This is a genomic window from Syntrophorhabdales bacterium, assembly GCA_035541455.1.
Taxonomy (GTDB): Bacteria; Desulfobacterota; Syntrophorhabdia; order Syntrophorhabdales; family WCHB1-27; genus JADGQN01.
Genome location: DATKNH010000085.1, coordinates 19943 through 44684 on the forward strand (window position 1 = coordinate 19943; position 24742 = coordinate 44684).

Here is a 24742-nt window from a genome sequence, read left to right on the forward strand (position 1 = left end):
AACATATTGGAAGCGATTCTCTTTTCTTCGGCAAAGCCGGTCACCGCCACCAAACTCCACAAAGGCCTGGAGGAATACAAGCCTGAAGAGATAGAGGGCATGATGAAAGAGCTGATGGCAGAGTACAGGGAATCGGATCGACCTGTGGAAATAATAGAAGTGGCGGGCGGTTACCAGATGCGTACGAAGCTTGCCTATCGCGAGCAGGTCAGGCGATTCGTGAAAGAGCGGGAAACAGGCCTGACAAAGCCCATGCTCGAGACCCTGGCGATAATAGCCTACCGACAGCCCGTGGCAAAAAGAGATATTGACGGGCTTAGAGGGGTCGATTCAGCAAGGACTGTCAGACAACTGCTCGATCGAAAGCTGATCGAGATCGCCGGGAGAAACGAAGAACTAGGCAAACCGATCATTTTCAAGACCACTCCTCGATTTCTCGAACTTTTCGGGCTTAAAGATATCAGAGATTTGCCGACAATAAGAGAGATAGAGTCGTTAGATAAATAGGAGGGTCTGTATGGACATTTCTGAGCTTCTTATTTTCGCCGTTGAAAACAAGGCCTCCGACGTTCACTTGAGCGCAGGAGAGCCGCCGATGGTGAGGATACACGGCGAAATACGGAAGGTCGAGGTCCCCCCGCTGGATGAAGAGGCCGTCCACAGGATGATTTACGACATCCTGAATGACGAACAGCGTAAGATTTTTGAGGAATTCCTCGAACTCGATTTTTCCCTCGCCCTTGGCGATTACGGAAGATTCAGGGTAAATGTCTTCAAGCAGAACAGGGGAGACGCTGCTTCCTTCAGGCCGGTGCCGAACAAAATCCCGGGGTTTGACGAGCTGGGTCTGCCGAAAACACTGGTGAACATCGCGCGCCTTGAAAAGGGTCTCGTGCTTGTTACGGGTCCTACCGGCAGCGGTAAATCGACCACGCTGGCTGCAATGATAGACTTCATCAACAGCGAAATGAAAGGCCATATTATCACCATCGAGGACCCGATAGAGTTCGTGTACCGGTCAAAGTTTTGCCTTGTGAATCAGAGGGAACTCGGGCCGCACACGAAGAGTTTTGCCAACGCACTGAGGGCAGCGCTTCGCGAGGATCCGGACGTGATACTTGTCGGCGAAATGAGAGACCTGGAAACCATCTCTCTTGCCCTCACGGCCGCGGAAACGGGGCACCTGGTGTTTGCAACATTGCACACGAGCGGTGCGCCAAAAACGATCGACAGGGTCATCGACGTGTTCCCGGCGGGACAGCAGAACCAGGTGAGGGCAATGCTGTCGGAATCGATCCAGGCCATTATTACGCAGGCCCTCTTCAAGCGTCGGGATAATAAGGGACGGGTGGCTGCCTTTGAAATTATGCTGGCAACGCCTGCGATACGAAACCTGATACGGGAAAACAAGATTGCCCAGATGCCTTCAATCATGCAGACCAGCAAGGCTATGGGCATGATAACCATGGAGGCTGCCGTTAAAGAATTGATGGCGCGTAACCTCGTAACGGCCGAAGAGGTGGCCTTCTACCTGCCGGCCCCGCTTCCCGGGAGGTGATAGCATGGTGCCGCTGAAGAAGCTTCTCAAGCACATGACCGAGACCAACGCCTCAGACATCTACCTGACCGTCGGGCTGCCTCCTATGTTCAGGGTGGAAGGTACTGTCGACCGGTATGAGGGTGCAGAGGCGCTGACGCCGGAAGACACGCAGGAAGTGGCGTACAGCATCATGAACGAGCGGCAGAAGAGAAGATTTGAGGAAGAGTTCGAGATGGGGCTAGCCTTGTTCTATCCCGATCTCGGAAGGTTCCGGGTGAGCATCTTCAGGCAGATGGGCCACGTCGGAGTGATCCTCCGGCAGATTAAGATACAGATAAAAACCGTCGACGATCTTGGGCTGCCGCAGATTCTGAAAAAGATAGTGATGACGAAAAGGGGTCTTATCCTTGTGGTCGGTGCTACCGGAACAGGCAAATCGACAACGCTTGCCGCAATGCTCGATTATCGGAATGAGCACGAGAAGGGGCACATCATCACTGTGGAAGACCCGATAGAGTTTGTTCATCACCACAAGAAAAGCGTCATCACCCAGAGGGAGATCGGCTTCGACACCCTTTCTTTTGCGAACGCGCTGAAGTACACGATGCGACAGGCGCCGGACGTGATCCTCATCGGCGAAATACGGGACACTGAGACGATGGAAGCTGCAATAGGTTTTGCCGAAACCGGCCATTTATGCCTGGGGACTCTCCATGCAAACAACGCCAACCAGGCGTTGGAAAGGGTCATGAATTTCTTTACCGCAGAACGGTACGCACAGATTTTTATGCAGCTCTCTCTCACGCTGCGAGCCATCATTTCGCAGCGTCTCATCCCCACCAAGGATGGCAAGCGGATCGCGGCCGTCGAGATCCTGCTCGACACTCCCCGCGTCAAAGATTTGATTGCTCAGCAGCAGGTGGCACAGCTGAAAGAAGCCATGCTGCTCGGTTATCACGAGGGTATGCAGACATTCGATCAGTCGATTTTTGATCTGTATAAGGCAGGCAAAATCGATTACAAGCATGCCATAGGCTATGCGGACAGCCAGAATGACCTGCGCCTTAAAATAAAGACGAGCGAGGTCAAGAAGGATAAGGTTACTGAGCGGGTCCAGGAGAAGGGCCTGAAACTGGAGTGGGACGGGAAGTACTGACGGGCTAAAGGCTAAAGGATAAAGGCTGTAGACGAAGCTCTTCTTTGTGCCGTTTGCCTCGAGCCCGGAGCCGCTATTTTATTAGTGCGTTCCAGATACGCGTGGCCTTTCCGTTTGCGTCCGTTGTCTCATCAAAATAAATCGAAAACGTGTGATTGCCCGGAAGAAGATCGCACGTCATGTTGAGTACCTGCTGCCATTCGTTGTCCACCAACGCCTCCGCGCTCCAACTTTTTAACAGAGACTTGCTCGAAAACACGTAGGATCCATTGGCCTGCAATTCACCCGTCTTGTCTGCATCGTCATAGAGCTGCGCAGTCACCCTGACCGGGTATTTAGTCTGATTGTTATAGGTGTAGGTGAATGCGTGAGCGTCACCAATGGCCGCAAATAAGAGTACGGTCAGAGCTGCAAGAACAATTGTTCGTCTCATAAGACTCCGCCCTTCTCTTAGGGACTTGAAGGGGTGCCCGTCTGCGGCATCCCGATGGACTCAAATCCGAATATCGAATATCTAAATCCTAAACAAATCCAAATATCAAATGTTAGAAACTGGAAAAAGAAACTAAGCGGGTTCGGAGTTTTGGTCATTCGATATTGTTTGGATATTAGAGATTAGGATTTGGAATTTGTCCCTGTGATAGCTTCTACTCTCCCTCATATGTCTTGATCTTTTCTGCGCCAACTCTCCACCTGGCCACATATGACGAAACGATTTGAAAGCCGAGGAGTAACACGACGAATATCATGCAGACCAGAGAGATGGGGCGTGAGAAGAAAACGCCGAAGCTTCCACCCGACAGGCTGAGCGACTGGCGGAAGCTAGATTCCAGGATCGGGCTGAGCACATATGCCATTGCCATGGGAGCGGGCTCAAAATCCATTTTCTTCATCAGGTAGCCTGCCAGCCCGAATATCACCATCAGGTAAATGTCAAAGACAGAATTATTCACCGTGTAAACACCGATGGCGCAAAAGAAAAGAATCAGTGGAAAGAGAATAGGGTAGGGCACTCTGAGTATCCTGACCCAGAGACCGATCAACGGGAGATTGAGGGCGAGCAGCATCACGTTGCCCACATACATGCTCATCGAAAGTCCCCAGAAAATATCCGGATGGTCGCGAAGGAGAAAAGGACCCGGCTGTATGCCGTGGATCAATAGACCGCCGTAGAGCACTGCCATAACGACATTGGGAGGTATACCGAGGGAGAGCAGGGGAATGAGGCACGATTGAGCTGCTGCATTGTTTGCGGATTCAGGGGCTGCCACACCCTCGATAACACCGGTACCGAACTGCTCCGGGTGTCTGGAGAAACGTTTTTCCAGCGCGTAGGAAACGAATGAACTGAGAATGGCGCCCCCGCCCGGAAGGATTCCCAGGAAAAATCCGACGATCGTCCCCCGCAGGATAGCCCATTTCGCCGCGAACCAATCTTTCGATGACGAGAGAAGGCCGGTGATTTCCGTTTTGTAAATATCCCGTTTGATCTTTGTCTCTACATTGAGAAGTACCTCGGAAATGCCGAAGAGGCCCATCGTCACGGGCACAATGCCCACGCCGTCCATCAGCTCCTTGAAGCCGAACGTAAACCTGGGTTTTGCTGTGAAAGGATCGAGTCCCACCAGGCCTACGAGTAACCCCAGAAGTGCCATCATCAGGGCTTTAAACATGGAGCCCTGCGTAAGAAATGTAAGGATCACGAGACCCACGCACATGAGGGAGAAGTACTCGGGAGGACCGAACTTGAGCGCCGCCTTTGCGAGGGGATAGGCCAGGAACACAAGGCCGAAAATGGTAATAGTTCCGGCGATAAAAGATCCGACAGCCGAAACTCCCAGCGCAAGACCCGCTTTTCCTTTTCGGGCCATCTGGTAACCATCGAGGCAGGTGGTGACCGAAGAAGCCTCGCCTGGAATGTTTGCAAGAATCGCCGTGGTTGAGCCGCCGTACTGCGCTCCGTAGTAGATACCCGCAAGCATGATGATTGCGCCGACAGGACTGATATGGAATGTGATCGGCAGAAGCAGAGACATGGTGCCGACAGGACCGATGCCCGGCAGAACGCCGATAAGCGTACCGGTGAAAACGCCCGCGAAACAGTAAAGGAGGTTTATCGGCTGGACCGCGACGCTGAGCCCGTAGAAAATATAGTGCCAGATCCCCACGCTACTCTCCGAAGAAATACCAGAGCGAGCCCCTGGGGAGCGGCAGGTCGAACAGGGTTACGAAAAGAACGTAGGAGCACGCTACGGTCAGTATAGAAACGGTAAGAGAGAGGCGTAATTTTTGACCTCCGGCAAACAGAAGGAGCGACATCATCAACATGAAGGTGGCCAGCGGGAACCCGAGGAAATTAAAGAGAGCTCCGTAAGCGCCAAGAAAGATAACGACCAGAAGCGCCTTCCCCCAGCCCGCCTGCTTAAATGCCTCTTTTTCCCGGTAGCCCTTGAGCGCCTGGGTCGCGCCGCGCAGGCAGAGGTACAAAGACATAAGCCCGAGCAAGGCGGCAACCGCAAAAGGGATAAAGCCAGGGCCCGGGCTTGCGCCGCTTCCCAGGCCGAGGCGAAATGCTTTGGTGCAGGCAACGGCGCTTACGATGACGAGGAAGACGCCGGAAAGAAGATTGTAGTTCCGCATATCATTTTAGAGGGGCTATTTCTTTTCGCTTTTGTACATTCCCATCTCTTTAATCAATTCCTCGTACGTGGCGCTTGTCTTTTTGAGGTAATCAACAAAAGCCTTGCCCGTCATGGGCTGCACAGCCAGTTCCTGATCCTCGGCCACCTTCTTGAAAACCTCGCTTTTCATCCCGTCCATGAAAGCCTTCTCTAACGTCTTTCTCACGTTCTCAGGCATTCCCTTTGGCGCCATGATCATAGCGAGGAGAGGCAGATCGAAATCATAGTGCACGTCCTTGAACGTGGTCAGTTGGCCGTGGCCTGCGGCGTAATTTATCTTCTGCCGCGAAAGTATGATCCGTATATTGTCAGCGAGAACGTGGCTTCGATATGGCGCAGCGGTTCCCCCTCCCAGCATCACGTGGCCACCCAGCACAGCCGTCATTGTCGGCGCATCACAGGGGTAAGGCACAGCCTTGAACGTGAAGCCTTCTTTTTTTGCTATCGCAACCATGCCGAAGTAAAACGATGAAGCCGTGCAGTGGCCGAAGGTGAGCTGGCCCGGGTTTTTCTTAGCCCAGGCGACAAGGTCTGTCCATTTCTTGAAGGGACTGTCTCCCTTGACTGTCCAGACTGTTTTCCATTCCCCGATAAGCATGAAATTGTCGATATCTTTAAAGGGATCATACTCCAGATCACTGATATGAGGAGCCCGTGTAATCACGCTGTCCGTGTTGATGAGGAGCGTGTAGCCGTCCGGTTTTTCATTCATGAGCAGAGAGGTTGCGACTGTGCCGCCTCCTCCCGGCTTGCTGACGACAATGATTTTCTGGCCAAGACTCTTTTCGGCTCCCTCCGCGAGAGCACGCGCGAGCACGTCCGCTGAGCCTCCTGGCGGCAGGCCCACCCAGAGCGTGACAGGCCTCGTCGGAAACTTGGCCTGCGCAGACGCAGTCGAATGAAGAATGGCGGCACATGCGACGAGCGTCACGACCATACACAAGAGATGTTTCAGGTGAAGCTTCTTCATGGGCATTCCCCCTTAGTTTATTCTCACAGATTTGCAGGCGGGCCGCTCCGGCACGGTACGAGCGTAGCACAACAGGTTGTGATGGTCAACAACGGAAGAAGCAGAAGTACCGGGATAAAAAGGGCAAAAAATGGGCAATCCGGTGTCTTGACAAAGCATCCAAATGAAAGTAACGTTACGGGGAACAAGAGCAAGGGTAGGTAAGGGTAGGCCCCCGCGTCACGTGACCGCGTAAAGGAGGAGGACATGGGAGTGCGGATACATAGCAGGATCCTTGTATATATCTTATTCATCGCCTTAGCTGCCATCGGGCTGAACTGTTCTCTTCTCTTTGCCGCTGGTTCTGACTATCCGAATAAACCGATCTCGATCGTGATCGGTGTTCCGCCGGGCGGTTCTACGGATATGGCCGTACGTGTTCTGGCGCAGTTCATGGAAAAACAACTGAAGCAGCCCGTACTCGTGGTGAACAAACCCGGCGGAGCAGGTACCATCGGTGGTTACGCTGTCGTTTCGGCAAAACCGGATGGCTATACGCTCGGCTACTTTCCAGGTGCCGGAAGTATGCCTGAGATTTACAGCTATTTTTATGCAGCCCCGTATTCAAGCGCAGACTTGAGGCCGATCTGCCGCGTTCACGTTCCTGTGATAACAATTGCGGTTAAGGCAGATGCACCGTGGAGCAATGTGAAAGAGCTCGTGGAGTACGCAAGAAAAAATCCGGGCATGAAATTCGGTCATATAGGAAAAAGCACTATCCAGTACATTGTCATGGCTACTATCGCGAGGGCTGAAAATTTGCGGATGGTTGATGTACCTTTTGATGGTGATGGCACCCTTGTACCGGCGCTCCTTGGCGGCCATGTCCCGGTTGGAACGCCTGTGCTCTACGTCATACGATCGTTAGTGGAAGGAAAGAAGTTGAAAGTACTCGCGGTGTGTCTCCAGAAGAGAGCGCCGTCAGCACCTGATATACCGACCGTCGGGGAGGCCGGCTATAAACTGGCGTACGTTCCTTTTTTCGGTCTGTATGCACCGAAGAAGACGCCGGATGAGGTTATCAGAAAGCTTGATGATGTGGTGCGCAGGATTGCAGAGGACAAGGAATTCCAGGAGAAGAATAAGAGCATGGATATGCCGGTTGAATATGAAGACACGGCAGCATTCGACAAGTATCTCGTGCGATACAAAGAAAACATACAGACCTTTTTCAAGAGCGAAGGGCTGGTGAAGTGAGACAGTGATTAGTAATTAGTGACTAGTGGCTAATGATAGATGACGAGACAGCGACGACTGACCAGTGGCCGGAAAGAGAGGCAGAGTGAAGAGTAAGAAAAGTAAATCAACGCGCAGTGCTGAAATAAAGACGCTGGAGCAGTTTGAGCAGTTCCGGATGGAGTACGGCCACAAATGTATTTTTAAGGCCATGGGCTTCACAAGCGAGGAGCTCTCCCTGCCAAGGATTGCTGTTGTCAATTCCTGGAGCGAACAGTCGCCGGGTCATATCCACCTGCGGGCTGTGGCAGAAGGTGTGAAAGCCGGCATCCGCATGGCAGGCGCAATGCCCTTTGAGATTAACGTGATCGGCCCATGCACCATGCTGGGCAGAACGGTACTTGATGCGGCCCACTATGATCTGCCTCAGCGGGAAGCGATCCTCACGTCAATAGAGTCAGCTCTGCATGTAGGCTGGTGCGACGGATGGGTCGGTATTGGAGCCTGCGATAAAATTATACCAGGCATGATGCTTGCGGCGCTGCGCCTGAACCGGCCATTTATTTTCATAGGAGGCGGACAGATGATCCCCTCCGAATACGAAGGAAAGAACATCGGCTACGTGGATGGTCAGGAGATTATTATCCGGGAGCTGCAGAAGTTGAAAGCTTCGCCCGAACTTATCGACGAGTTTGAGTGCAAGATGGAAGAGGTCACCAACTGCTGCGGTGCATCAGCGGGTGCCTGCGGTGAGATGTCCACAGGGAATACTCTTGCGCTACTTACCGAGGCGATGGGGTTTTCGCTGCCAGGCTCCAGTACCTCTCCGGGGGTTGCGGCCGAGAAGATATGGCAGGCGAAGGAGACAGGCAAGAGGATTGTAGACCTCGCGCAGAAGAATGTCACACCGCGGGACATCCTTTCTCTCAACGCGCTCAGGAACGGGATAGCCACAAATATGGCGATCTGCGGCGGAACGAATTCCCTCATCCACCTCCAGAGCTATGCGCACGAGGCGGGCATACCCTGCAATCTGGACACCTGGGATGCGGTAAGCAGGAAGGTTCCTGCGCTCTGCGGCGTTGTGCCCTCCGGGCCTTACACACTCTCGGATCTGCATAAGGCGGGTGGTGTGCCGATGGTGATGAAGCGGATCAGGCGATTTCTCGACGAGACATGCATCACCGTCACAGGGCAGAGCGTCGGTAAGAATCTGGCAGGAGTGGAGCTCAAGGATTCCGATGTTATCCGGCCTCTCGAGAACCCCATATGGCCGGAAGGCGCGCTGGCTATTCTGAAAGGAAACCTTGCGCCCAGGGGTGCGGTGACGCGGCATACCATTGTCGAAAACAAGGATCTGCTGCAGAAGACCTATACGGTGCGGGTGTTCAATTCGGTTAATGAGACGATAGAAGCATTGCTCTCGGGAAAGCCGACCCCAATAAAGGCGGGAGACGCCCTCGTCATCAGGTACATCGGACCAAGGGGTGGACCTGCAATGCCGTGTGGCCTGAGCGTGGTGAGGGCTCTAAAGCTCGCGCAGGTGAAGGATATCGTTATTATCACGGATGGTCGTTTTTCCGGCTTCACAAAAGGCTACCTTGCCATCGGCCATGTCTGTCCCGAGGCCCAGGTAGGGGGACCTCTTGCGCTACTGCAGGACGGCGACAGGATTCGCGTGGATATTCACAACCGGGGGCTCAACGTGGAATTGTCGGCAGCAGAACTGAAAAAGAGAAAGTCTCGCTGGACGCCGCCCGATCCGTCTCATCTGACAGGAGTGATTGCCATGTACGCGAGGACGGCCCTTCAGGCGGACCAGGGCGCAGGATGGCCCGTTCGGTGGGAAGATTTTTGAATAAACCCGGGTCAAGGGTCACGGGGCACCGGAGAGCCGAGGGACGACCGTCCGCGGCGGCGGACTTGGACGATGGACGATAGAGCAACAGGGTGGAGCCTTTTACTTGAACCCTTGAACCCTGACGGCTATGAGGAGGAAGGAGACAAGTGAGGTATGAGACATTAATCAAGGTATGCTTCATACTGGCAGGGCTGTTGCTGCTTGCGCCGAGTTTGAGCATTCTGCACGCTGCTGAAACAACGTATCCCACCAGAGCTATTACACTCATTAATCCGATGGCGCCAGGCGGCTTGACAGACGTGGCTGCGCGCTTGCTTGCCGAAGCCATGGAGAAGCAGTTGAAGCAGCCCGTGGTGGTCGTTAACAAGCCGGGTGGCGCTATGACGACAGGCGGCTATGCTGTGGCTTCGGCAAAGCCTGACGGGTACACGCTTGGTTTTTTCATGAATTCAGCAGCCTGTCCCGAAGTCTACACGTACTTCTATTCCGCGCCCTATTCGACCAATGACCTGAGGCCCATTTGCCGCTCGCATTTCTTTAACACTGCTGTAACAGTCAAGGGAGATTCACCCTGGAACAGTATGAAGGACTTCGTAGAGTACGCGCGAAAGAATCCCGGTACGAAATTCGGCCACAATGGCAAAGGCGGTCTGCAATACGTCATCATGACGTCCATTGCCAAGGCTGAGGGACTGAAACTGGTGGATGTGCCTTTTGACGGTGATGGTGCTTCGATGCCTGCAATCATGGGCGGCCACATTCCCGTTGCGTTGCCGGCGTACGCGGTAGTAAAACCCTTAGCCCAGGCAAAAAAGCTGAAAGTACTCGCCATAAGCAGTGACAAGAGAGTAGACATTGCGCCTGAATACCCGGCTCTGGGTGAACTGGGCTACAAGCTGCCGGTGTATGCTTCTTTCTTTGCGGTTTTTGCTCCCAAAAAGACACCCGACGACATTGTGAAGAAACTCGATGACACCATACATAAGATCATGCAGGACAGGGAATTCCAGGCGAGGAACAAGGCACTTGATCTGACAATGAGTTATCAGGATGGCGCGGGTTTTGAAAAGTACATTGTTCAGTGGAAAGCAGACATGCAGGCGTTCTTCAAGGAACAGGGGATGGTGAAGTAAGAAAGTGACGAGTGGAGAGTGAATAGTGACAAGTGAATAACGGCGAAATAAGAAGTGACGAGAGAAACGGCGACACGTGAGAGGAGGAGGCATGAGAATCGCTAGAAGGGTGGCATTGATATTCTGTCTTCTAGTACTGGCCAGTGTTGAAGCGGGATTGTTTGCTGCGTCGCTTTCTGCTGCGGGATCCGATTACCCGAATAGAACGATTACAATAGTGCTCGGTGTTCCGCCGGGAGGCTCCACTGACATGGGCGCACGGCTTCTGGCGCAGTTTATGGAGAAACAGCTCAAACAACCCGTCGTGGTGGTAAACAAGACCGGCGGGGCTGGCACGGTTGGAGGCTATACGGTGGCTTCCGCCAAGCCTGACGGCTACACGCTCGGGTATTTCCCCGGTTCGGCTGCCGTGCCGGAAGTCTATACCTACTTTTATTCGGCGCCGTACTCCAGCGATGCGCTCCGGCCGGTCTCAAAAATTCACGCTCCTGTTGTGGCAATCGCTGTAAAAGCTGATGCGCCCTGGAACAGCATGAAGGAGTTTGTTGAGTATGCCCGTAAGAATCCCGGCACGAAATTCGGCCATATCGGAAAAAGCACCACGCCGTATGTGACCATGATCAGTATAATTAAGGCGGAGAAGTTGAACATGGTGGACGTTCCGTTTGATGGTGACGCGACCGAGGTACCTGCGCTCCTCGGGGGGCACATTCCCGTGGGCAGTCCCATCCTTTATGTAATCAGGTCCCTCGTGGACGGTAAGAAACTGAGAGTGCTTGCGGTTGCTCTTCCGAAAAGAGCCCCTTCTGTGCCTGATGTCCCCACATTGCCTGAACTGGGATACAAACTGCCGTATGTCGCTTTCCTCGGTCTCTTCGCGCCAAAGAAAACTCCGGACGATGTCGTGAAAAAAATCGATGAGACCGTTCGTAAGATTCTCGATGACAAGGAGTTTCAGGAAAAGAATAAGGCCATGGATATGCCTGTGGATTATGATGACGCAGCCACGTTCGAAAAATATCTCGCACACTACAAGGTGACCGCGCAGGCATTCTTCAAAGAGCAGGGACTGGTGAAATGAGAAAGCAGTGGCTAGTGAATAGCGAGTAGTGACAAGTGACAGGAGGTAGAAAAGAAAGACAATTAGCCAGTGGCCCGCAATCGGCGAGACTGTGACAGGCTCAAGTTCCCGTTTTTTACTGCGAACGAAACATAAGAGTATATATGAAGCTGAGTGACTACGAGAAGGCTATGCTCGACGGCGCAGAAGGCCCTGCCAGACAGAAGGCCATGGACCTTCTTGTGCGCTACGGCGAGGCATTGGGAGCAGAGCGGTTTATTGACACGAACAATGTCTGTGTCGCGATCGGGGCATCGGGCCCCTTTATACGCGACCTTGTGGACAAGACGGGAAGCTTCGATGCGGTGTTTTCTGAATTTGCCCTTGATTCAAGCGAGGCCGTGGAAATCCCGGAGGTGAAGGCCTGCACGTATCATCTCATTCAGGGTCTGGACCCGGATCACTGGGAGATCGAGGGAGTCAGCCGCAGTGTCTATGAGCTGCACATGAAGAGCCTTGCGTTTGCAAAACGCATCGGCGTGCAGCTCATGAACACCTGTACGCCGTACCTTGTCGGGAATGTACCGGTCAGGGGTGAGCACTGCGCGTGGATGGAATCGTCCGCGGTGATTTATGCGAATTCGGTCTTGGGTGCCCGTATGAACTGTGAAGGACGAGAAAGCAGCGCTGCCGCAAGCCTTACGGGCAAGATACCTTATTGGGGTTACCACCTTGACGAGAATCGTCTCGGCACACATCTGGTGGAAGTTGAATATGATGTCGAGAGTGTGATGGACTGGAACCTGTTGGGCTATTATGTCGGCGAGGCCGTCCAGGAGAGGGTGCCTGTGTTGAGCGGTGTGCGCCGGACCCCTACGCTCTCGAGGCTGAAGCATTGCGGTGCAGCTGCGGCATCGTCCGGCGGAGTGGAAATGTATCATGTCGTTGGGATCACGCCTGAAGCACCGTCTCTGGATGCGGCGTTCGGAGGGAAGAAGCCGGAGACTACTCTTACATTTGGCACGAGGGAGAGGCAGCTGGCCTATGATAACCTGAATTCATCGGCCGGAGACAGAGGTATTGATTTTGTCATGCTGGGCTGTCCGCACTATTCAATTGATCAGGTGTGGGAGGTCTGCAAGATGCTGAAGGGCAGGCGAGTGCACAAAGACACCAATCTCTGGATCTTCACTCCGCGGGCGCTGAAAGAGATTGCCGACCAGAACGGCTATACGAAGATTATCACGGACGCAGGCGGGATCCTGATGACCGATACGTGCCCGGCGCTCGCGCACGTCATGCCCAAAGGCGCGAAGGTGGCTGCGACCGACTCGGGCAAGCAGGCGCACTACATGCCTTCCATACTGGGTCTCCAGACATGGTTCGGGACCACGCAGGACTGCATTGAAGCGGCAGTGAGCGGACAGTGGAGGGGTGAACTGAAATGAAGACAATCACCTTGCACCGCAGAAGAATGCTCGGAGGGTGCACTGAAGGTAAAGCGCTCATGGAATGGTCTAAATAGCAAGGAAGGCGTGAGAAGCGTCAGGGGCCAATCAGGCGGAGAGCAGGCACTACCATGGTGGAGAAGGAGACAGGAACCGTTGAAGGAATTGTCTGGATCGGCATCGGCTTCGTCATATGCCTGCTCGCGCTCCGGTTTGATCTCGGCTCATTCCATCAGCCGGGGCCGGGGTTTGTTGCACTGCTCACCGGCATTTTTGTTGCTGCGATGGGCTTGGCGATGGCCATTGCGCGGTCCGTACACATGCGCCGGCCGCAACAGTCGGTCAGTGCTGAACACTTCCAGATCGGTGCTTGGCCACGTCTCGTTTACACGCTGGTTCTTCTCCTTGCGTACATCATTCTTATCGAACCGGCCGGTTTTTTGCTGACCACCTTCCTGCTTATGTTCGGCCTTTTTTTTGACCTTGAGAAAAAGAACTATTTCTGGAGTCTCTTCTTTTCAGTTGTGACGGCTCTGGTAAGTTACCTCGTTTTTGAAGTGTGGCTCCACTGCCAGCTTCCCCGGGGAATTCTTCCATGGTGGTAGTGAACCTATGACGATACTGCATGACCTGTTCTATGGGTTTGGTATAGCGCTCCATCCTTGGAATCTGCTCTCCTGCTTTTTCGGCGTTTTTATCGGTACCCTTGTCGGCGTGCTGCCGGGCATAGGTCCGGTAGGGGCCATGTCTATTCTCCTGCCGATAACCTTCGGCATCTCGCCGGTCACGGGCATTATTATGCTGGCCGGCATCTATTACGGCGCTATGTACGGCGGTTCGACAACGTCAATCCTGGTAAACATTCCCGGTGAAGCTGCCTCGGTAGTCACCTGTCTCGACGGACATCAGATGGCGATGAAAGGCCGGGCAGGGCCCGCTCTCGGTATCGCAGCTTTCGGTTCGTTCATCGCAGGGACACTTGGTCTCTTCGGTCTCATGTTCATGACCAACGCTTTAGCGGGAGTAGCCCTGATGTTCGGGCCTTCAGAGTATTTCTCTCTCATGTGTCTCGGTCTTTCTCTCATCACCTATCTTACTCAGGGCTCGGTGTTGAGAGGTCTTGTCATGGCAGGGCTCGGGCTTTTCTTGAGCCTTATCGGACAGGATGTGATCACCGGCCAGGCCCGCTTTTCCTTCGGGCTGATGGGGCTCATAGATGGTGTTGGGCTTGTTCCGCTCGTCATGGGGCTCTTCGGGATATCGGAGGTACTTCTCAATCTCGAAAAACTGGGCCAGAAGCGGGAAGTGCTCAAGACACGTTTCAAAGACCTTTTTCCGACAAAACAGGACTGGCGAAGATCGGCGAAGCCCATCGGCAGAGGCACCTTTATTGGTTTTCTATTAGGTATACTCCCGGGCGGCGGCGCGGTGATATCCTCCTTCGTCTCATACGCCACAGAGAAGAGGTTTTCAAAACATCCGGAGGAGTTCGGTAATGGGGCCATCGAGGGTGTTGCCGGTCCGGAGTCTGCCAACAATGCGGCATCCAGCAGCGGCTTCATCCCGCTCTTTTCTCTTGGCATTCCTGCCAATGTTATCATGGCGCTGCTCCTTGGGGCGCTCATGATACACGGGGTCAAGCCTGGTCCTTTGCTCATTACGGAGCATCCCGAGATCTTTTGGGGAACTGTGGCCAGCATGTACGTGGGTAATGCTATGCTCCTGGTGCTGAATCTGCCGCTGATAAGCGTCTGGGTCCAGATCCTGAAAGTTCCCTACAGGACGCTCTTCCCGTTGATATTGTTATTCTGTTTTATCGGGGCATACAGTATCAGTGCCAACGTCTTTGATCTCTACGTGATGTTCGTGTTCGGGATCCTGGGTTATGTCCTGAGGAAATTGAGTTATGAACCGGCGCCCCTGGTGCTGGCTTTTGTGCTGGGGCCGCTGCTCGAAAAGAACCTTCGGCAGGCATTGATTTTGTCGGATGGCAGCATAGGCATATTTGTGACAAGACCCCTGTCTGCTATATGTCTCCTTATAGCGGCAGCCCTCCTTCTCTCTGCCATTATTCCCTTCGTGCAGAAGAGGAGAAGCGAAGTGATTACCGAGGAGGATTAGAAGCCGGAGGCGCAAGGATCAAGGTTAAAGGCACAGGGAGAGCGGACGTGGACAAAATCGTGTTACATGGCAGGAAAGTGGTGGGAGGATGCGCAGAAGGCGAAGCCCTTGTGACGACGGAAACACTATCCGGCTGGGGAGGAATTGACCCCATGAAAGGAATTGTCATTGACCGCAGGCATGAACTTTCCGGACAGAGCTTCGAGGGCAAAGTTCTGGTCTTTCCCGGTGCCAAGGGATCTTCGGGATGGTCAACGAGATTCCACGTGGCTCGTTCGGCAGGCATGGCGCCGGCGGCGCTGCTCTTTAATGAAATGACCACCAAGGTGGCGCTCGGTGCAGTGGTGATGCACGCACCGGCAATCACCGACCTTGATCAAGATCCCTTGAAAGTGATCGCAACGGGAGACTGGGTTCGGGTGGACGCGGACAATGGTATTGTCGAGATAACCAAAAAGTAAAGAGTTCTAGAAGAGGGAGCGCATGACAACTAAGAAGATACGTGAAGAGGCCCGCGAAACAGAGGTACTGGGGGAGTATGATGTGCTGGTAGTAGGCGGCGGCGGAGCCGGTATAGCAGCGAGTATAGCTGCGGCAAAGTCTGGCGCCCGCACCCTTCTCGTGGAGCGGTATGGCTTCCTAGGAGGGATGGCCACTGCGGGCATGGTGGGATCTTTCTGCGGTTTTTTCACCACAGGCTCAGAGAAGAAGCTGATCATCGGAGGGATCGCGACGAGTCTCCGCGAACGTCTCAGGGAACGAGGTTCTGTCACGGAAAAAGGGGTTTCCAAAGTAGATCCGCGTATTGCTTCGTTGCGCTTCCATCCTGAAATATTCAAATTCGTGTCTGAAGAATTAGCGGTACAGAGCGGTGTGGAGCTCCTCTATCACAGTATTGTGACGGACGTGCTGTGGGAGAAAGAGAATAGCAGGCTTACAGGCGTGATCGTAGAGGGCAAATCGGGAAGGCGTGCTATTCTTGCAAGAATCATTATTGATGCGAGCGGCGACGGCGACGTGGCGTTCAGGGCGGCTGTTCCTTGTGAGATGGGAGACGAGAAGGGAAGGCTGCAGACGTTGACCACCATGTTCAGGATGATACATGTCGACATAGAGAAGATGCGCGACTTGACGACACCGAAGGTGAAAGAGAGGCTGGAGGACGCGGTCAAAACAGGAGAGTACGGCTTTAAGCGGCCTGACGGAATACTCAACCCTGCGCTTCCCTCGGGGCTCGTGAGCGCCAACATTGTCAGCGTTCCGGATCTGATTGCCACAGATGCGCAGGATCTTACGAAGGCTGAGATGGAGGGCAGGAAGCAGGTGCTGGAATACATCAGGGCTTTCAGAAAGTACCTCCCGGGATTTGAGGATGCGGAGCTCTCTTCCTTTGCGCCCCAGATAGGCATACGAGAGACACGGCGCGTTCAAGGGGAATACGTGCTGCAAGAGAAGGACGTGCTCAAGGGCATGAAATTTGACGACGGCATTGCGCTCGGTGCATGGCCCATGGAGACGCACGATCCTGAGACGCGAAGAATTGTTTGGAAGTTTATTGAAATAGAGGACGACTACTACACGATACCTTTACGCTGTCTCATTGCAAAGGGCGTTGAAAACCTGCTGGTCGCGGGACGCTGCTTGTCTGCTACGCACGCAGCGCACGCCTCTGCGCGTGTGATAGGGCCGGCGTTCGCGATGGGAGAGGCCGCAGGTATTCTCGCTGCGCACTCTGCAGACTCTAAAATAATACCGAGAGAGATTTCACCTGAGATTGTTCAGAAGCAGTTGAAGCAGCGCGGGGCAATCCTGGAAGTTTAGACCGCGTTACCCATCTCGCCTGATAGCATAGACAATAATGCTCGCGCTGCCTCTTCCGGTCCTGTTCTCTCCCGGCCGGGGATGCCGAGCCTTGTCCTGAGCTGCCCGACGAAGGTGTTGTTGTCAAAAAAGGCTTCAAAAAACTTCTTCGCTATCTGGTCGTGCAAAGGTTTGTACTGAACCGCTCCGAAGACGTTCACGAAATAGGTATGCACCAGCCCTGTCGACGTGGTGGTGCCCTTGCTCATGGCTGTCCCTTCGCGGAATACATGTAGGGCTGCGTCCGGGGAGGACAAACGCCCGATGATCGGGTGATCCTCGTCAACCTCTTCATAGTTGTTGGCGTACAGGACCATATCCACAGGATAGCCTTTCACCACCTGCTCATAGGTGGTCACGGGCAGTACGATCCGCGCATTCACCTGGTTGGGATTCATGATGATCGATCGGTCGAGCTGGCCGAAGGCATAACCCGGCTGGAGATCATCCAATCGCACAAATGCGCCCACCTCTGTGCCGTAGCCCATGACCTTTTGGCGCTCATCTGTTTCGAGCGATCCCATGTCATCGGCAATGATGATGATTTCTTCAATAGCGGCCTCCCCGATGGTCCTGAAGGCTTCAAGGGTTTCCGATTTTCCTGCTCCTGTATCGCCGATGATAAGCACAGTCCACGAGCCGCTGTTCTTTGTCACTATCCTCACCATGGCCCCATGGAAAGGCATTCTTCCCATTTTCATGATCTTGATGTTGTGGAGCGTCAATACCATCTTCTTAAGATATCCGAAATAAGCAAACTCATTATTATTCGGACAGGCTGCGGCAAGCAGGCCGTTCTCCACGTCATCGTAAAAGACGGTGGGCATGGGAGCAAGAGAATCGAGCGCATTTCCAGGAACGCCAAAAAGATAGACCGCATCTATTGGACGATCGAGGAAGTCATCTTCCGCCACTTCAAACAGGTTGCACAGGGAAAGGCCGAGTTCGAAGAACTTTTCATGAATGTAGACAAGAATCAACAAGGGGCCTACCTTAGCAGGATAGCAAAGCCACTCCACAGGGTTGATGTCCAGCAGGTCCAAAGGGTTGCCCGCGATCCGTTCGAACTTGCCTGTTCTCTTATTCATCGGCGGGTTGAGCAAGAGGGGCGGATAAAGAAGAAGCTGTCGTATAAGCGGGATGGTGCGAAGTTTCTGGTAACTACCCTCAGGTAACGCAATCTGTTTCGGCAAGGCAATCACCGCAACTTCAGCGCCCGCGCTTACCTGGCGGTATACAGCCGGATGCTGGCCTGTAATATTCTCTTCCACATCCCGATACGTCTGGCGCACCAGATGAGTAAGGGACTCGATTGTTGAATTGAAGGTCCGATACGGACGCTTGTCCAGGCGATCACCGGTTGAGTCACATATGATGAAGCGCTCGAACTGTCTCCAGTAATTGTACAGATTCTCAGCAAATGTCAGGAGGAGCGACGGATTCTTGATATAACGGTCTCCGTTTTTCACCAGCTTCGAAACCGCGTCAATGTTCAGCTTGTGAAGAACCTGAAACACGTCAACAAGCTCCTGTACATCAGGCAGCTGGATGGATTGGGGCTCCTTCCCAAATATCTCGAGGAGAGGTGAGTGCTTCCGCTTGAGGTCATCGATGAAACGCGTGAGCACCTGCAGAAACAATTCGCTTGCCAGCAGCTCTTCAGGGGTTTCGCAGACCCTGTCCCGCAAGAGCATGATCACCTTGTTGCCGACAAACCTGAATGTGCCAATACGTTCCATCTATTCCTCACTTTCCTGTCTTAACCGCTGTCCGGTGAGTATCTGACTGCTCGAATATCGAGTTATCGAATGCTTGGTTATATTGTCAGTGGGAGCGCCGGCTCCAGCTTCAAGCTACCGGGCGCAGTCGGCCGTAGAGCCCTTTAATTTCTCCAGTGCGTGCGGCAGGGCCGGCTTGATAAATCCCAGACACTCGGTCGCTGCCCTCGGGCTTCCAGGCAGATTTATGATGATGCTTTCTTTTCGTATGCCGCAGACGGCTCTGGATATAATCGCGGTCGGTGTTATCTTGAAACTCTCTGTCCTCATGACTTCAGCGAAGCCCGGAAGGTCCTTCTCTATGACCATACGTGTTGCTTCTGGGGTTACATCCCTTTTGCTGAGACCTGTGCCGCCGTTCGTGACGACAAGATCTATGCCGAACTCATCCACCTGTTGCCTGATGGTGCTGGCAATAGTATCGACTTCATCCGGGATGATTATGATGTCGCCCACTTCAAAGTCACCCTTCAGCATGTCCCGCAGCCCCGGTCCGCTAGTATCTTCGCGCTGGCCGCATGATCCTTTATCGCTGATCGTGATAACGACGGCTTTATACTTCACTGTACGACCTCTATCTCGTCGCCGACCTTTATCTCTCCACCGGTCAGAACCTCCGCAAAGATGCCTTCACGCGGCATAACGCAGTCACCTACCTGGTAGAAGATATTGCAGCGCGTATGACACTCCTTGCCGATCTGGGTTACTTTCATGATGATGTTCTCTCCCACTTTAAGCTTTGTGCCAACGGGCAGGGCAGGGAGATCTATACCTTCCGTAGTCAGGTTCTCGGCAAAGTCCCCTGCATGGACATCGAGACCTTTGTCTTTAATCTTCTTGATGCTCTCTGTTGCGAGCAGACTTACCTGGCGATGCCAAGGCCCGGCATGGGCATCTTCTGTCAGGCCGTGGCCTTCCTTGAGCATGCATTTATGTATGTTGTGTTTCTTTTCGCCTTTGTCGGCGCTGATATTAACCGAAATTATCTTTCCCTTCATTCTGCCTCCAAGCGGCGGCGTAAAAAGTTCATCTGCTTTGTCGCCCTTCGCCGGGGGGATCGCAGGCATACTAGAGTACGTCGAAGATCCACGCGTCTCGGAACTTCGCGCATCTGAAGCTTTTTACTTGCCGCTCATCTCACTTGCTTTCGCTTCATTTTGAATCGCTGTTTTTTGAACCCGTAACTCGCAACCCGCAACGTCTTTCCCTCTATCCCTTATCCTTTAGCCTTGCGCTTGTAAATGCCGCTTTTGCCCCCGCTCTTTTCCAGGAGATAAAAGGGGCCCAGTTCCACTCCCTTGTCTATTGCCTTACACATATCGTAAATAGTGAGGGCTGTTACCATCACGGCGGTGATGGCCTCCATCTCCACCCCGGTCGGCCCTTTGGTCCTGACCGTCGACGTGACGCCGATGGTCTGGTCGCTGTCTGCAAAATCATAGACAACATCTACGAAAGTGATGGCAAGCGGATGACAGAGCGGCACTAATTCTGCTGTTTTCTTTGCACCCATGATACCTGCGACCTTGGCCACTGCAAAGACATCACCCTTGGGTCCGTGTCCTTTGCGCACAAGGTCGTAGGCTTCCCGCGACATCTTCACATGACCGCGGGCTATGGCTTGCCTCTCGGTGTCCGGCTTGCTGCCCACATCGACCATCTTGGCTTTACCATCTTTATCAACATGTGTGAGTCTCATACCGTCAGCCTCTGGTTCTTCACAGTATCAGTAATTCAATGCCCCTCAACTCATCACCCAAAACTCAGCACTCAAAACTCAAAACTGCCTTTCATCCTCCCGTGCCCCTCATGCTACGCTGGCACTTTCTTATGACACCCGATTCAAATTTTTTCTCGGGCTTTGCGTGGACAATTTTGACGAGTGACTCTGCTATCTCGTCATCCGTCCTGTTACCTCGGAGCAATACCTTGACATCATATTCCGTGTCCGAAAAGAGACAGGGCTTTATTTTTCCGTCGGACGTAAGCCTCAGCCTGTTACAGTCGCTGCATATATGGGAGGACATGGGGCTGATGAAGCCTATTTTGCCGTTCTGCCCCGGTATTTTGAACATGCGCGCCGGTCCTTTATGTGAGTTCATTGACGGCACCAGGTCGTGCGTCGTCTTGATAAAGGCTTCCAGTTCTGCAGAGGTGACTACTTTTGAACTGTCCCATAGGCCCGTGTCGCCGAAGGGCATGAATTCTATGAACCTCACCTCCACATTTTCGTGCTTTGCGAAGGCCACAAAGTCAAGGACTTCGTCATCGTTGAAGTCTTTGATGATGACCGTATTTATTTTCACCGGGCACAATCCCGCATTCTTTGCTTTTTGTATGCTGTCAAGCACCCTGTCGTGAGCATCCACGCCGGTGATGAATTTAAACTTGTCCCGCTTCAACGTGTCGAGGCTTATATTCAGCCTGCGCAATCCCGCTTCTTTCAGTTCCAGGACTTTTTCTCCCAGGCTGACGCCGTTCGTCGTCAGGCTGATATCGTCTATGCCCTCAGTGCTCACAATCTCTTCGAGGAGAAAGGGTAAATCCTTTCGGCGCAGCGGTTCCCCACCAGTGAGACGCACCTTTGTGACGCCCAGGCGGGCTGCTACGCGAACAAACCGTACAATCTCTTCGTACCTCAGGATTTCATCGTGCGGTATAAAGGGAAAATCTTTCTCAACACAGTACTTGCAGTGCAGATCGCACCTGTCGGTGATCGATATTCTGAGGTAATTGATAACGCGGTTGAATCTATCCGTTAACATATTTCGTCTTTCCTGTCTGGTCAGTGTTGTATCCGCCGAACTCGCCGAGCCTGCGGCTGAACTCAGCTGAGGTTATCGCGTCCATGAGGACTGAAAATCTTTTGTCTTCCGAGAACTGCTTTGTAACGAGAAGATCATATTCCTCTTCCACAAGGGGAATGAAATCAAGACCGAAAAGGTGCGCTATCGGGTAAATAGCAAGCCCTACATCGGCTATCTTGTTTTTTACCAGTATCCCGACCGCAGCATGGGTGAATTCTTCCCGGTTGTAGCCGCGAATGTCGTCTCTGCTTATACCCTGCTCAGCGAGCACACTATCGAGGAGTATCCTCGTGCCGGAGCCCACCTGCCTGTTGATAAAGCGGACATCACTGCGGGCAAGATCTGTTACAGCCTTAATACCTTTCGGATTTCCCTTTGGCAGCACCAGACCCTGGATGCGTTTCGCCACGTTGATGAGAAGCGCAGGCCTGCTGCCCAGATATTTTTTCACCGCAGGTATATTATAGACCTTTTCTTTCTCGTCGAGTATATGCGTGGTGCACAAGTCGACCACTCCCTTCTGCAGTGCTATGATACCGCTCAGGGAGCCTATATGCGTGGAGAGCAGATCCATGGAAGGGTTGCTCTTCTTGATGATATCGCGCATCACGTCCAGGGAGAAATCATGGCTGCCCAGAATATGGAGCCTTCCCTTGAGGTCTGCTTTGTCCCTCAGTAATTCGCACAACACTTGCTCCTCTTCAAGATAGCCCTCTACGTTCTGGGGAATCCTGACGAGCCCGTCCGCCTGCGCCATGGAGGTAAACAGGCTTGCACCACGCGCGAGCGGATAGGCGTAAAAAAGCCCGTGCTTGTCTATTAAGCTCACCCGGACCACTTCTTCAACGCCGATGGCCGAAGGGAGCTTGTAGGGCGTTACGCAGGTAACGCTTTTCTTGGTGAGCGCTGCCGAGACCAGCTTCTCATAGAGAGGCTCGACAAAGGTCTTGAAGGCGAGAACCGTGGATACAGGGTAGCCTGGTATCCCGAACACCGGCTTTGCCTGTACCAGGCCGAAAAGCGTGGGCTTGCCCGGCATCATGGCCACGCCGTGGAACAAGACAGTGCCTAGCTCGCTGATCACGCTCTCAGTGAAATCTTCAGTGCCGGCGCTTGAGCCAGCATTTACAAGAATTACGTCATACTCATGAGATGCTTTGTCAAGTATGTGGTGTAACTCACCTTTATTACGCGCTATTTCTGCTTTTGCAGTGTCGAAACCGAGCTCCTCGGCCAGGGCCTTGAGTGTGTAGGAGTTGAAATCGATCAGCTGCCCTTCTTTTAGCGAACCGATTGATTGCTTTGTCACATCGAAGAGTTCGTGGCCCGTGGGTATAATAAGCAGCTTCGGGCGCTTTTTGACGTGTACCTCCCGGATACCCGCACCTATCAGGAGACCCACGTCCATGACCCTGATGTGATAACCGGTCGGGAAAAGTGCATCTCCTTCGACGATATCTTCTCCTACCATCCGCACATGCTGCCAGAGAGAGACCGGTTTGCGGATCAGGATGCTGCTTCCCTTGTCTTCCACATCTTCGATCATGATCACTGCGTTGGCTGCCACAGGAACAGGGTCCCCGGTATTGACACGGGTGGCATCCCTGTCTTTCGCAAGCGTGACCGGATTGGTGAGGTCAGCAGGCAGCGTTTTTTCGAAATCGACCGCGTAGCCGTCCATGGCGGAGCACGTGAAGGGAGGGTTCGAAATTCGAGCCAGGACCTGCCGGGACGTTATTCTCCCGATAGACCTCTCTGAGAGAACAGGCTCTTCTCCCGTTAACGGGCTGACTGCATCCAGCACCCGTCTCACTGCCTCCTCTTTGCGTAGCGTATCGAGATAGCGTTTAGTCAAGGATATGGACCTCCACTTCTTCCCCGGTCTCCAGGCCTTCCCGGCCTTCGGGCACGATAACGTAGCCGTCTGCCTTTGCCAGCATGGAGATCACCGATGATTTTGCGTAGATCGGTGTTACGGTGTATGTGCCGTCCGTGTGGGAGAGATTGACACGCACGTACTCCTCGATGCCATATGAAGAGGGCACGTTGGTGTCAAGCTTTGCCCGGACTGTGCACCGTATGGTCTCTGCTTCTCCCCTGAGTCTTTTTACAATGGGGAGTACAAACCGGAGGAGAATCACGGAGCAGGAGACGGGGTGACCGGGGAGTCCAAAGACCGGCTTGCCCCAGAGAGTCCCGAAAATAGTGGGCTTGCCAGGCCTCACATTAATGCCGTGAAACAGAATCTTTCCTCCAAGACTTTCAATGGCGGCGGTGACAAAATCGCTCTGCCCTTTGGAACTGCCGCCAGAGAGCAGCAGAATGTCGCAGTCATTGGCCCGTTCAAGCTTGCTGGTTACGTCTTTAAGGGTGTCTTTGGCGATGCCGCCGAAGCGGACAGAGCAGCCCGCGCGATAGAGCAGGTTCGATATTGTGTAGCGGTTAATATCCCTCACTTTCCCGGGAGAGGGAAGGGCCTCCACGGGAACCAGTTCATCTCCTGACGAGATGAGTCCTGCGAACGGCAGTTCGTAGACTTGGATCTTATCTATACCAAGAGCAGCGAGCACGCCAATGTCAAAAGCCGATATGCGCTTTCCGGGAAGCATAACCGTGTTCCCCTTCCGGATATCCTCGCCCTGGAAGCAGATGTTTTCTCCCTTATGCACTGCCTTGGTTACCTCGAGGTCGTGGATTGTCTGGCGTGTCTGTTCCTGCATTACGACGCCGTCCGTGCCTTCAGGCAGCATGGCGCCTGTCGCAACGTAGACCGCCTCACCCGGACCCACGCGCAGGCCTGTTTCTTCTCCGACCCTTACTTCGCCCTTGGTCACCAGAAGGGCCGGCGTGGTTTCCTTAGCTCCATAGACGTCCTGGACCCGCAAGGCAAAACCGTCAACGAGAGACCTGACAAAGGGGGGGATGTCCTCCAGCGCAACTACATCCTGCGCAAGAATCCTCCCCAGGGCATTGTCGATACTGATATTCTCCCTTTTCCTCGCCGGAAGGGGAAACGTTTCGATAATCCCGAGCGCGTCGCCGGGGCTCACTGCAGTTAAAAATTCCATGTGGTAATGACACCGAAAATGGTAGGTTAATCGCTAGAAAAATA

General features: G+C 53.4%; 23 protein-coding genes. 12 read left to right on the forward strand and 11 right to left on the reverse strand.

Annotation, left to right across the window (positions count from 1 at the left end; all coding sequences use genetic code 11):
• Nucleotides 1-6 precede the first annotated feature (6 nt).
• The 3 genes from scpB to VMT71_08895 are packed head-to-tail and all read left to right on the forward strand — an operon-like array spanning nucleotide 7 to nucleotide 2696.
• Complete coding sequence (gene scpB / locus VMT71_08885) at nucleotides 7-507, forward strand: SMC-Scp complex subunit ScpB (GenBank protein HVN24075.1); 501 nt, start codon at nucleotides 7-9, stop codon at nucleotides 505-507.
• A gap of 10 nt (nucleotides 508-517) precedes the next feature.
• Nucleotides 518-1558, forward strand: a complete 1041-nt coding sequence (locus VMT71_08890; GenBank protein ID HVN24076.1) for a type IV pilus twitching motility protein PilT — start codon at nucleotides 518-520, stop codon at nucleotides 1556-1558.
• Nucleotides 1559-1562: 4 nt separating this feature from the next.
• Nucleotides 1563-2696, forward strand: coding sequence for a PilT/PilU family type 4a pilus ATPase (locus VMT71_08895; GenBank protein ID HVN24077.1), 1134 nt, complete (start codon nucleotides 1563-1565; stop codon nucleotides 2694-2696).
• A gap of 73 nt (nucleotides 2697-2769) precedes the next feature.
• Here the strand turns inward: VMT71_08895 and VMT71_08900 are convergent, their stop codons facing one another.
• The 4 genes from VMT71_08900 to VMT71_08915 form a co-directional block, all read right to left on the reverse strand.
• Nucleotides 2770-3129, reverse strand: a complete 360-nt coding sequence (locus VMT71_08900) for a hypothetical protein (protein HVN24078.1) — start codon at nucleotides 3127-3129, stop codon at nucleotides 2770-2772.
• 214 nt (nucleotides 3130-3343) lie between these two features.
• Nucleotides 3344-4864 carry a tripartite tricarboxylate transporter permease gene (locus tag VMT71_08905; protein ID HVN24079.1) on the reverse strand — a complete coding sequence of 507 codons (1521 nt, stop codon included), beginning with the start codon at nucleotides 4862-4864 and terminating at the stop codon, nucleotides 3344-3346.
• Between the two features lies 1 nt (nucleotide 4865).
• On the reverse strand, nucleotides 4866-5336 hold the full coding sequence (locus VMT71_08910; protein ID HVN24080.1) for a tripartite tricarboxylate transporter TctB family protein: 471 nt from the start codon (nucleotides 5334-5336) through the stop codon (nucleotides 4866-4868).
• Between the two features lie 15 nt (nucleotides 5337-5351).
• Nucleotides 5352-6347 carry a tripartite tricarboxylate transporter substrate binding protein gene (locus tag VMT71_08915; protein HVN24081.1) on the reverse strand — a complete coding sequence of 332 codons (996 nt, stop codon included), beginning with the start codon at nucleotides 6345-6347 and terminating at the stop codon, nucleotides 5352-5354.
• 246 nt (nucleotides 6348-6593) lie between these two features.
• Between VMT71_08915 and VMT71_08920 the strand changes: the two genes are divergently transcribed.
• The 9 genes from VMT71_08920 to VMT71_08960 all read left to right on the forward strand — a co-directional run bounded on the left by VMT71_08920 (nucleotide 6594) and on the right by VMT71_08960 (nucleotide 17006).
• A complete protein-coding gene (locus tag VMT71_08920) occupies nucleotides 6594-7583 on the forward strand; it encodes a tripartite tricarboxylate transporter substrate binding protein (protein HVN24082.1) in 990 nt (329 codons plus the stop codon).
• Nucleotides 7584-7668: 85 nt separating this feature from the next.
• The gene (ilvD, locus tag VMT71_08925) at nucleotides 7669-9420 is read left to right on the forward strand and encodes a dihydroxy-acid dehydratase (protein ID HVN24083.1); all 1752 of its coding nucleotides are present in this window, start codon (nucleotides 7669-7671) and stop codon (nucleotides 9418-9420) included.
• 149 nt (nucleotides 9421-9569) lie between these two features.
• Complete coding sequence (locus VMT71_08930) at nucleotides 9570-10556, forward strand: tripartite tricarboxylate transporter substrate binding protein (GenBank protein HVN24084.1); 987 nt, start codon at nucleotides 9570-9572, stop codon at nucleotides 10554-10556.
• Nucleotides 10557-10647: 91 nt separating this feature from the next.
• Nucleotides 10648-11637, forward strand: a complete 990-nt coding sequence (locus VMT71_08935) for a tripartite tricarboxylate transporter substrate binding protein (protein ID HVN24085.1) — start codon at nucleotides 10648-10650, stop codon at nucleotides 11635-11637.
• A 143-nt stretch (nucleotides 11638-11780) separates the two neighbouring features.
• Nucleotides 11781-13064: an aconitase X catalytic domain-containing protein gene (locus VMT71_08940; GenBank protein HVN24086.1), complete on the forward strand. Its 1284-nt coding sequence runs from the start codon at nucleotides 11781-11783 to the stop codon at nucleotides 13062-13064.
• A gap of 131 nt (nucleotides 13065-13195) precedes the next feature.
• Complete coding sequence (locus VMT71_08945) at nucleotides 13196-13669, forward strand: tripartite tricarboxylate transporter TctB family protein (GenBank protein HVN24087.1); 474 nt, start codon at nucleotides 13196-13198, stop codon at nucleotides 13667-13669.
• A 7-nt stretch (nucleotides 13670-13676) separates the two neighbouring features.
• Nucleotides 13677-15185, forward strand: coding sequence for a tripartite tricarboxylate transporter permease (locus tag VMT71_08950; GenBank protein HVN24088.1), 1509 nt, complete (start codon nucleotides 13677-13679; stop codon nucleotides 15183-15185).
• A 47-nt stretch (nucleotides 15186-15232) separates the two neighbouring features.
• Nucleotides 15233-15646 (forward strand): DUF126 domain-containing protein, encoded by a 414-nt coding sequence (locus VMT71_08955; protein HVN24089.1) that lies wholly within the window; start codon nucleotides 15233-15235, stop codon nucleotides 15644-15646.
• A gap of 22 nt (nucleotides 15647-15668) precedes the next feature.
• On the forward strand, nucleotides 15669-17006 hold the full coding sequence (locus tag VMT71_08960; protein HVN24090.1) for an FAD-dependent oxidoreductase: 1338 nt from the start codon (nucleotides 15669-15671) through the stop codon (nucleotides 17004-17006).
• On the opposite strand, the gene VMT71_08965 is transcribed toward VMT71_08960, so the two are convergent.
• The 7 genes from VMT71_08965 to glp all read right to left on the reverse strand — a co-directional run bounded on the left by VMT71_08965 (nucleotide 17003) and on the right by glp (nucleotide 24698).
• Entirely contained in the window at nucleotides 17003-18784 is a 1782-nt protein-coding gene (locus VMT71_08965; protein HVN24091.1) for a hypothetical protein, read from the reverse strand. The genes VMT71_08960 and VMT71_08965 overlap by 4 nt on opposite strands.
• Before the next feature lie 114 nt (nucleotides 18785-18898).
• Nucleotides 18899-19387, reverse strand: a complete 489-nt coding sequence (locus VMT71_08970) for a MogA/MoaB family molybdenum cofactor biosynthesis protein (GenBank protein HVN24092.1) — start codon at nucleotides 19385-19387, stop codon at nucleotides 18899-18901.
• Complete coding sequence (locus VMT71_08975; protein HVN24093.1) at nucleotides 19384-19821, reverse strand: MOSC domain-containing protein; 438 nt, start codon at nucleotides 19819-19821, stop codon at nucleotides 19384-19386. Before VMT71_08975 ends, VMT71_08970 begins: the two co-directional genes overlap by 4 nt.
• Nucleotides 19822-20039: 218 nt before the next feature.
• Nucleotides 20040-20522 (reverse strand): cyclic pyranopterin monophosphate synthase MoaC, encoded by a 483-nt coding sequence (gene moaC, locus VMT71_08980; protein ID HVN24094.1) that lies wholly within the window; start codon nucleotides 20520-20522, stop codon nucleotides 20040-20042.
• 91 nt (nucleotides 20523-20613) lie between these two features.
• Nucleotides 20614-21588 (reverse strand): GTP 3',8-cyclase MoaA, encoded by a 975-nt coding sequence (moaA, locus tag VMT71_08985; GenBank protein HVN24095.1) that lies wholly within the window; start codon nucleotides 21586-21588, stop codon nucleotides 20614-20616.
• A complete protein-coding gene (locus tag VMT71_08990) occupies nucleotides 21575-23485 on the reverse strand; it encodes a molybdopterin biosynthesis protein (GenBank protein ID HVN24096.1) in 1911 nt (636 codons plus the stop codon). The genes moaA and VMT71_08990 overlap by 14 nt, the downstream gene beginning before the upstream one ends.
• Nucleotides 23478-24698 carry a gephyrin-like molybdotransferase Glp gene (gene glp, locus VMT71_08995; GenBank protein ID HVN24097.1) on the reverse strand — a complete coding sequence of 407 codons (1221 nt, stop codon included), beginning with the start codon at nucleotides 24696-24698 and terminating at the stop codon, nucleotides 23478-23480. Before glp ends, VMT71_08990 begins: the two co-directional genes overlap by 8 nt.
• Between the last annotated feature and the right edge of the window lie 44 nt (nucleotides 24699-24742).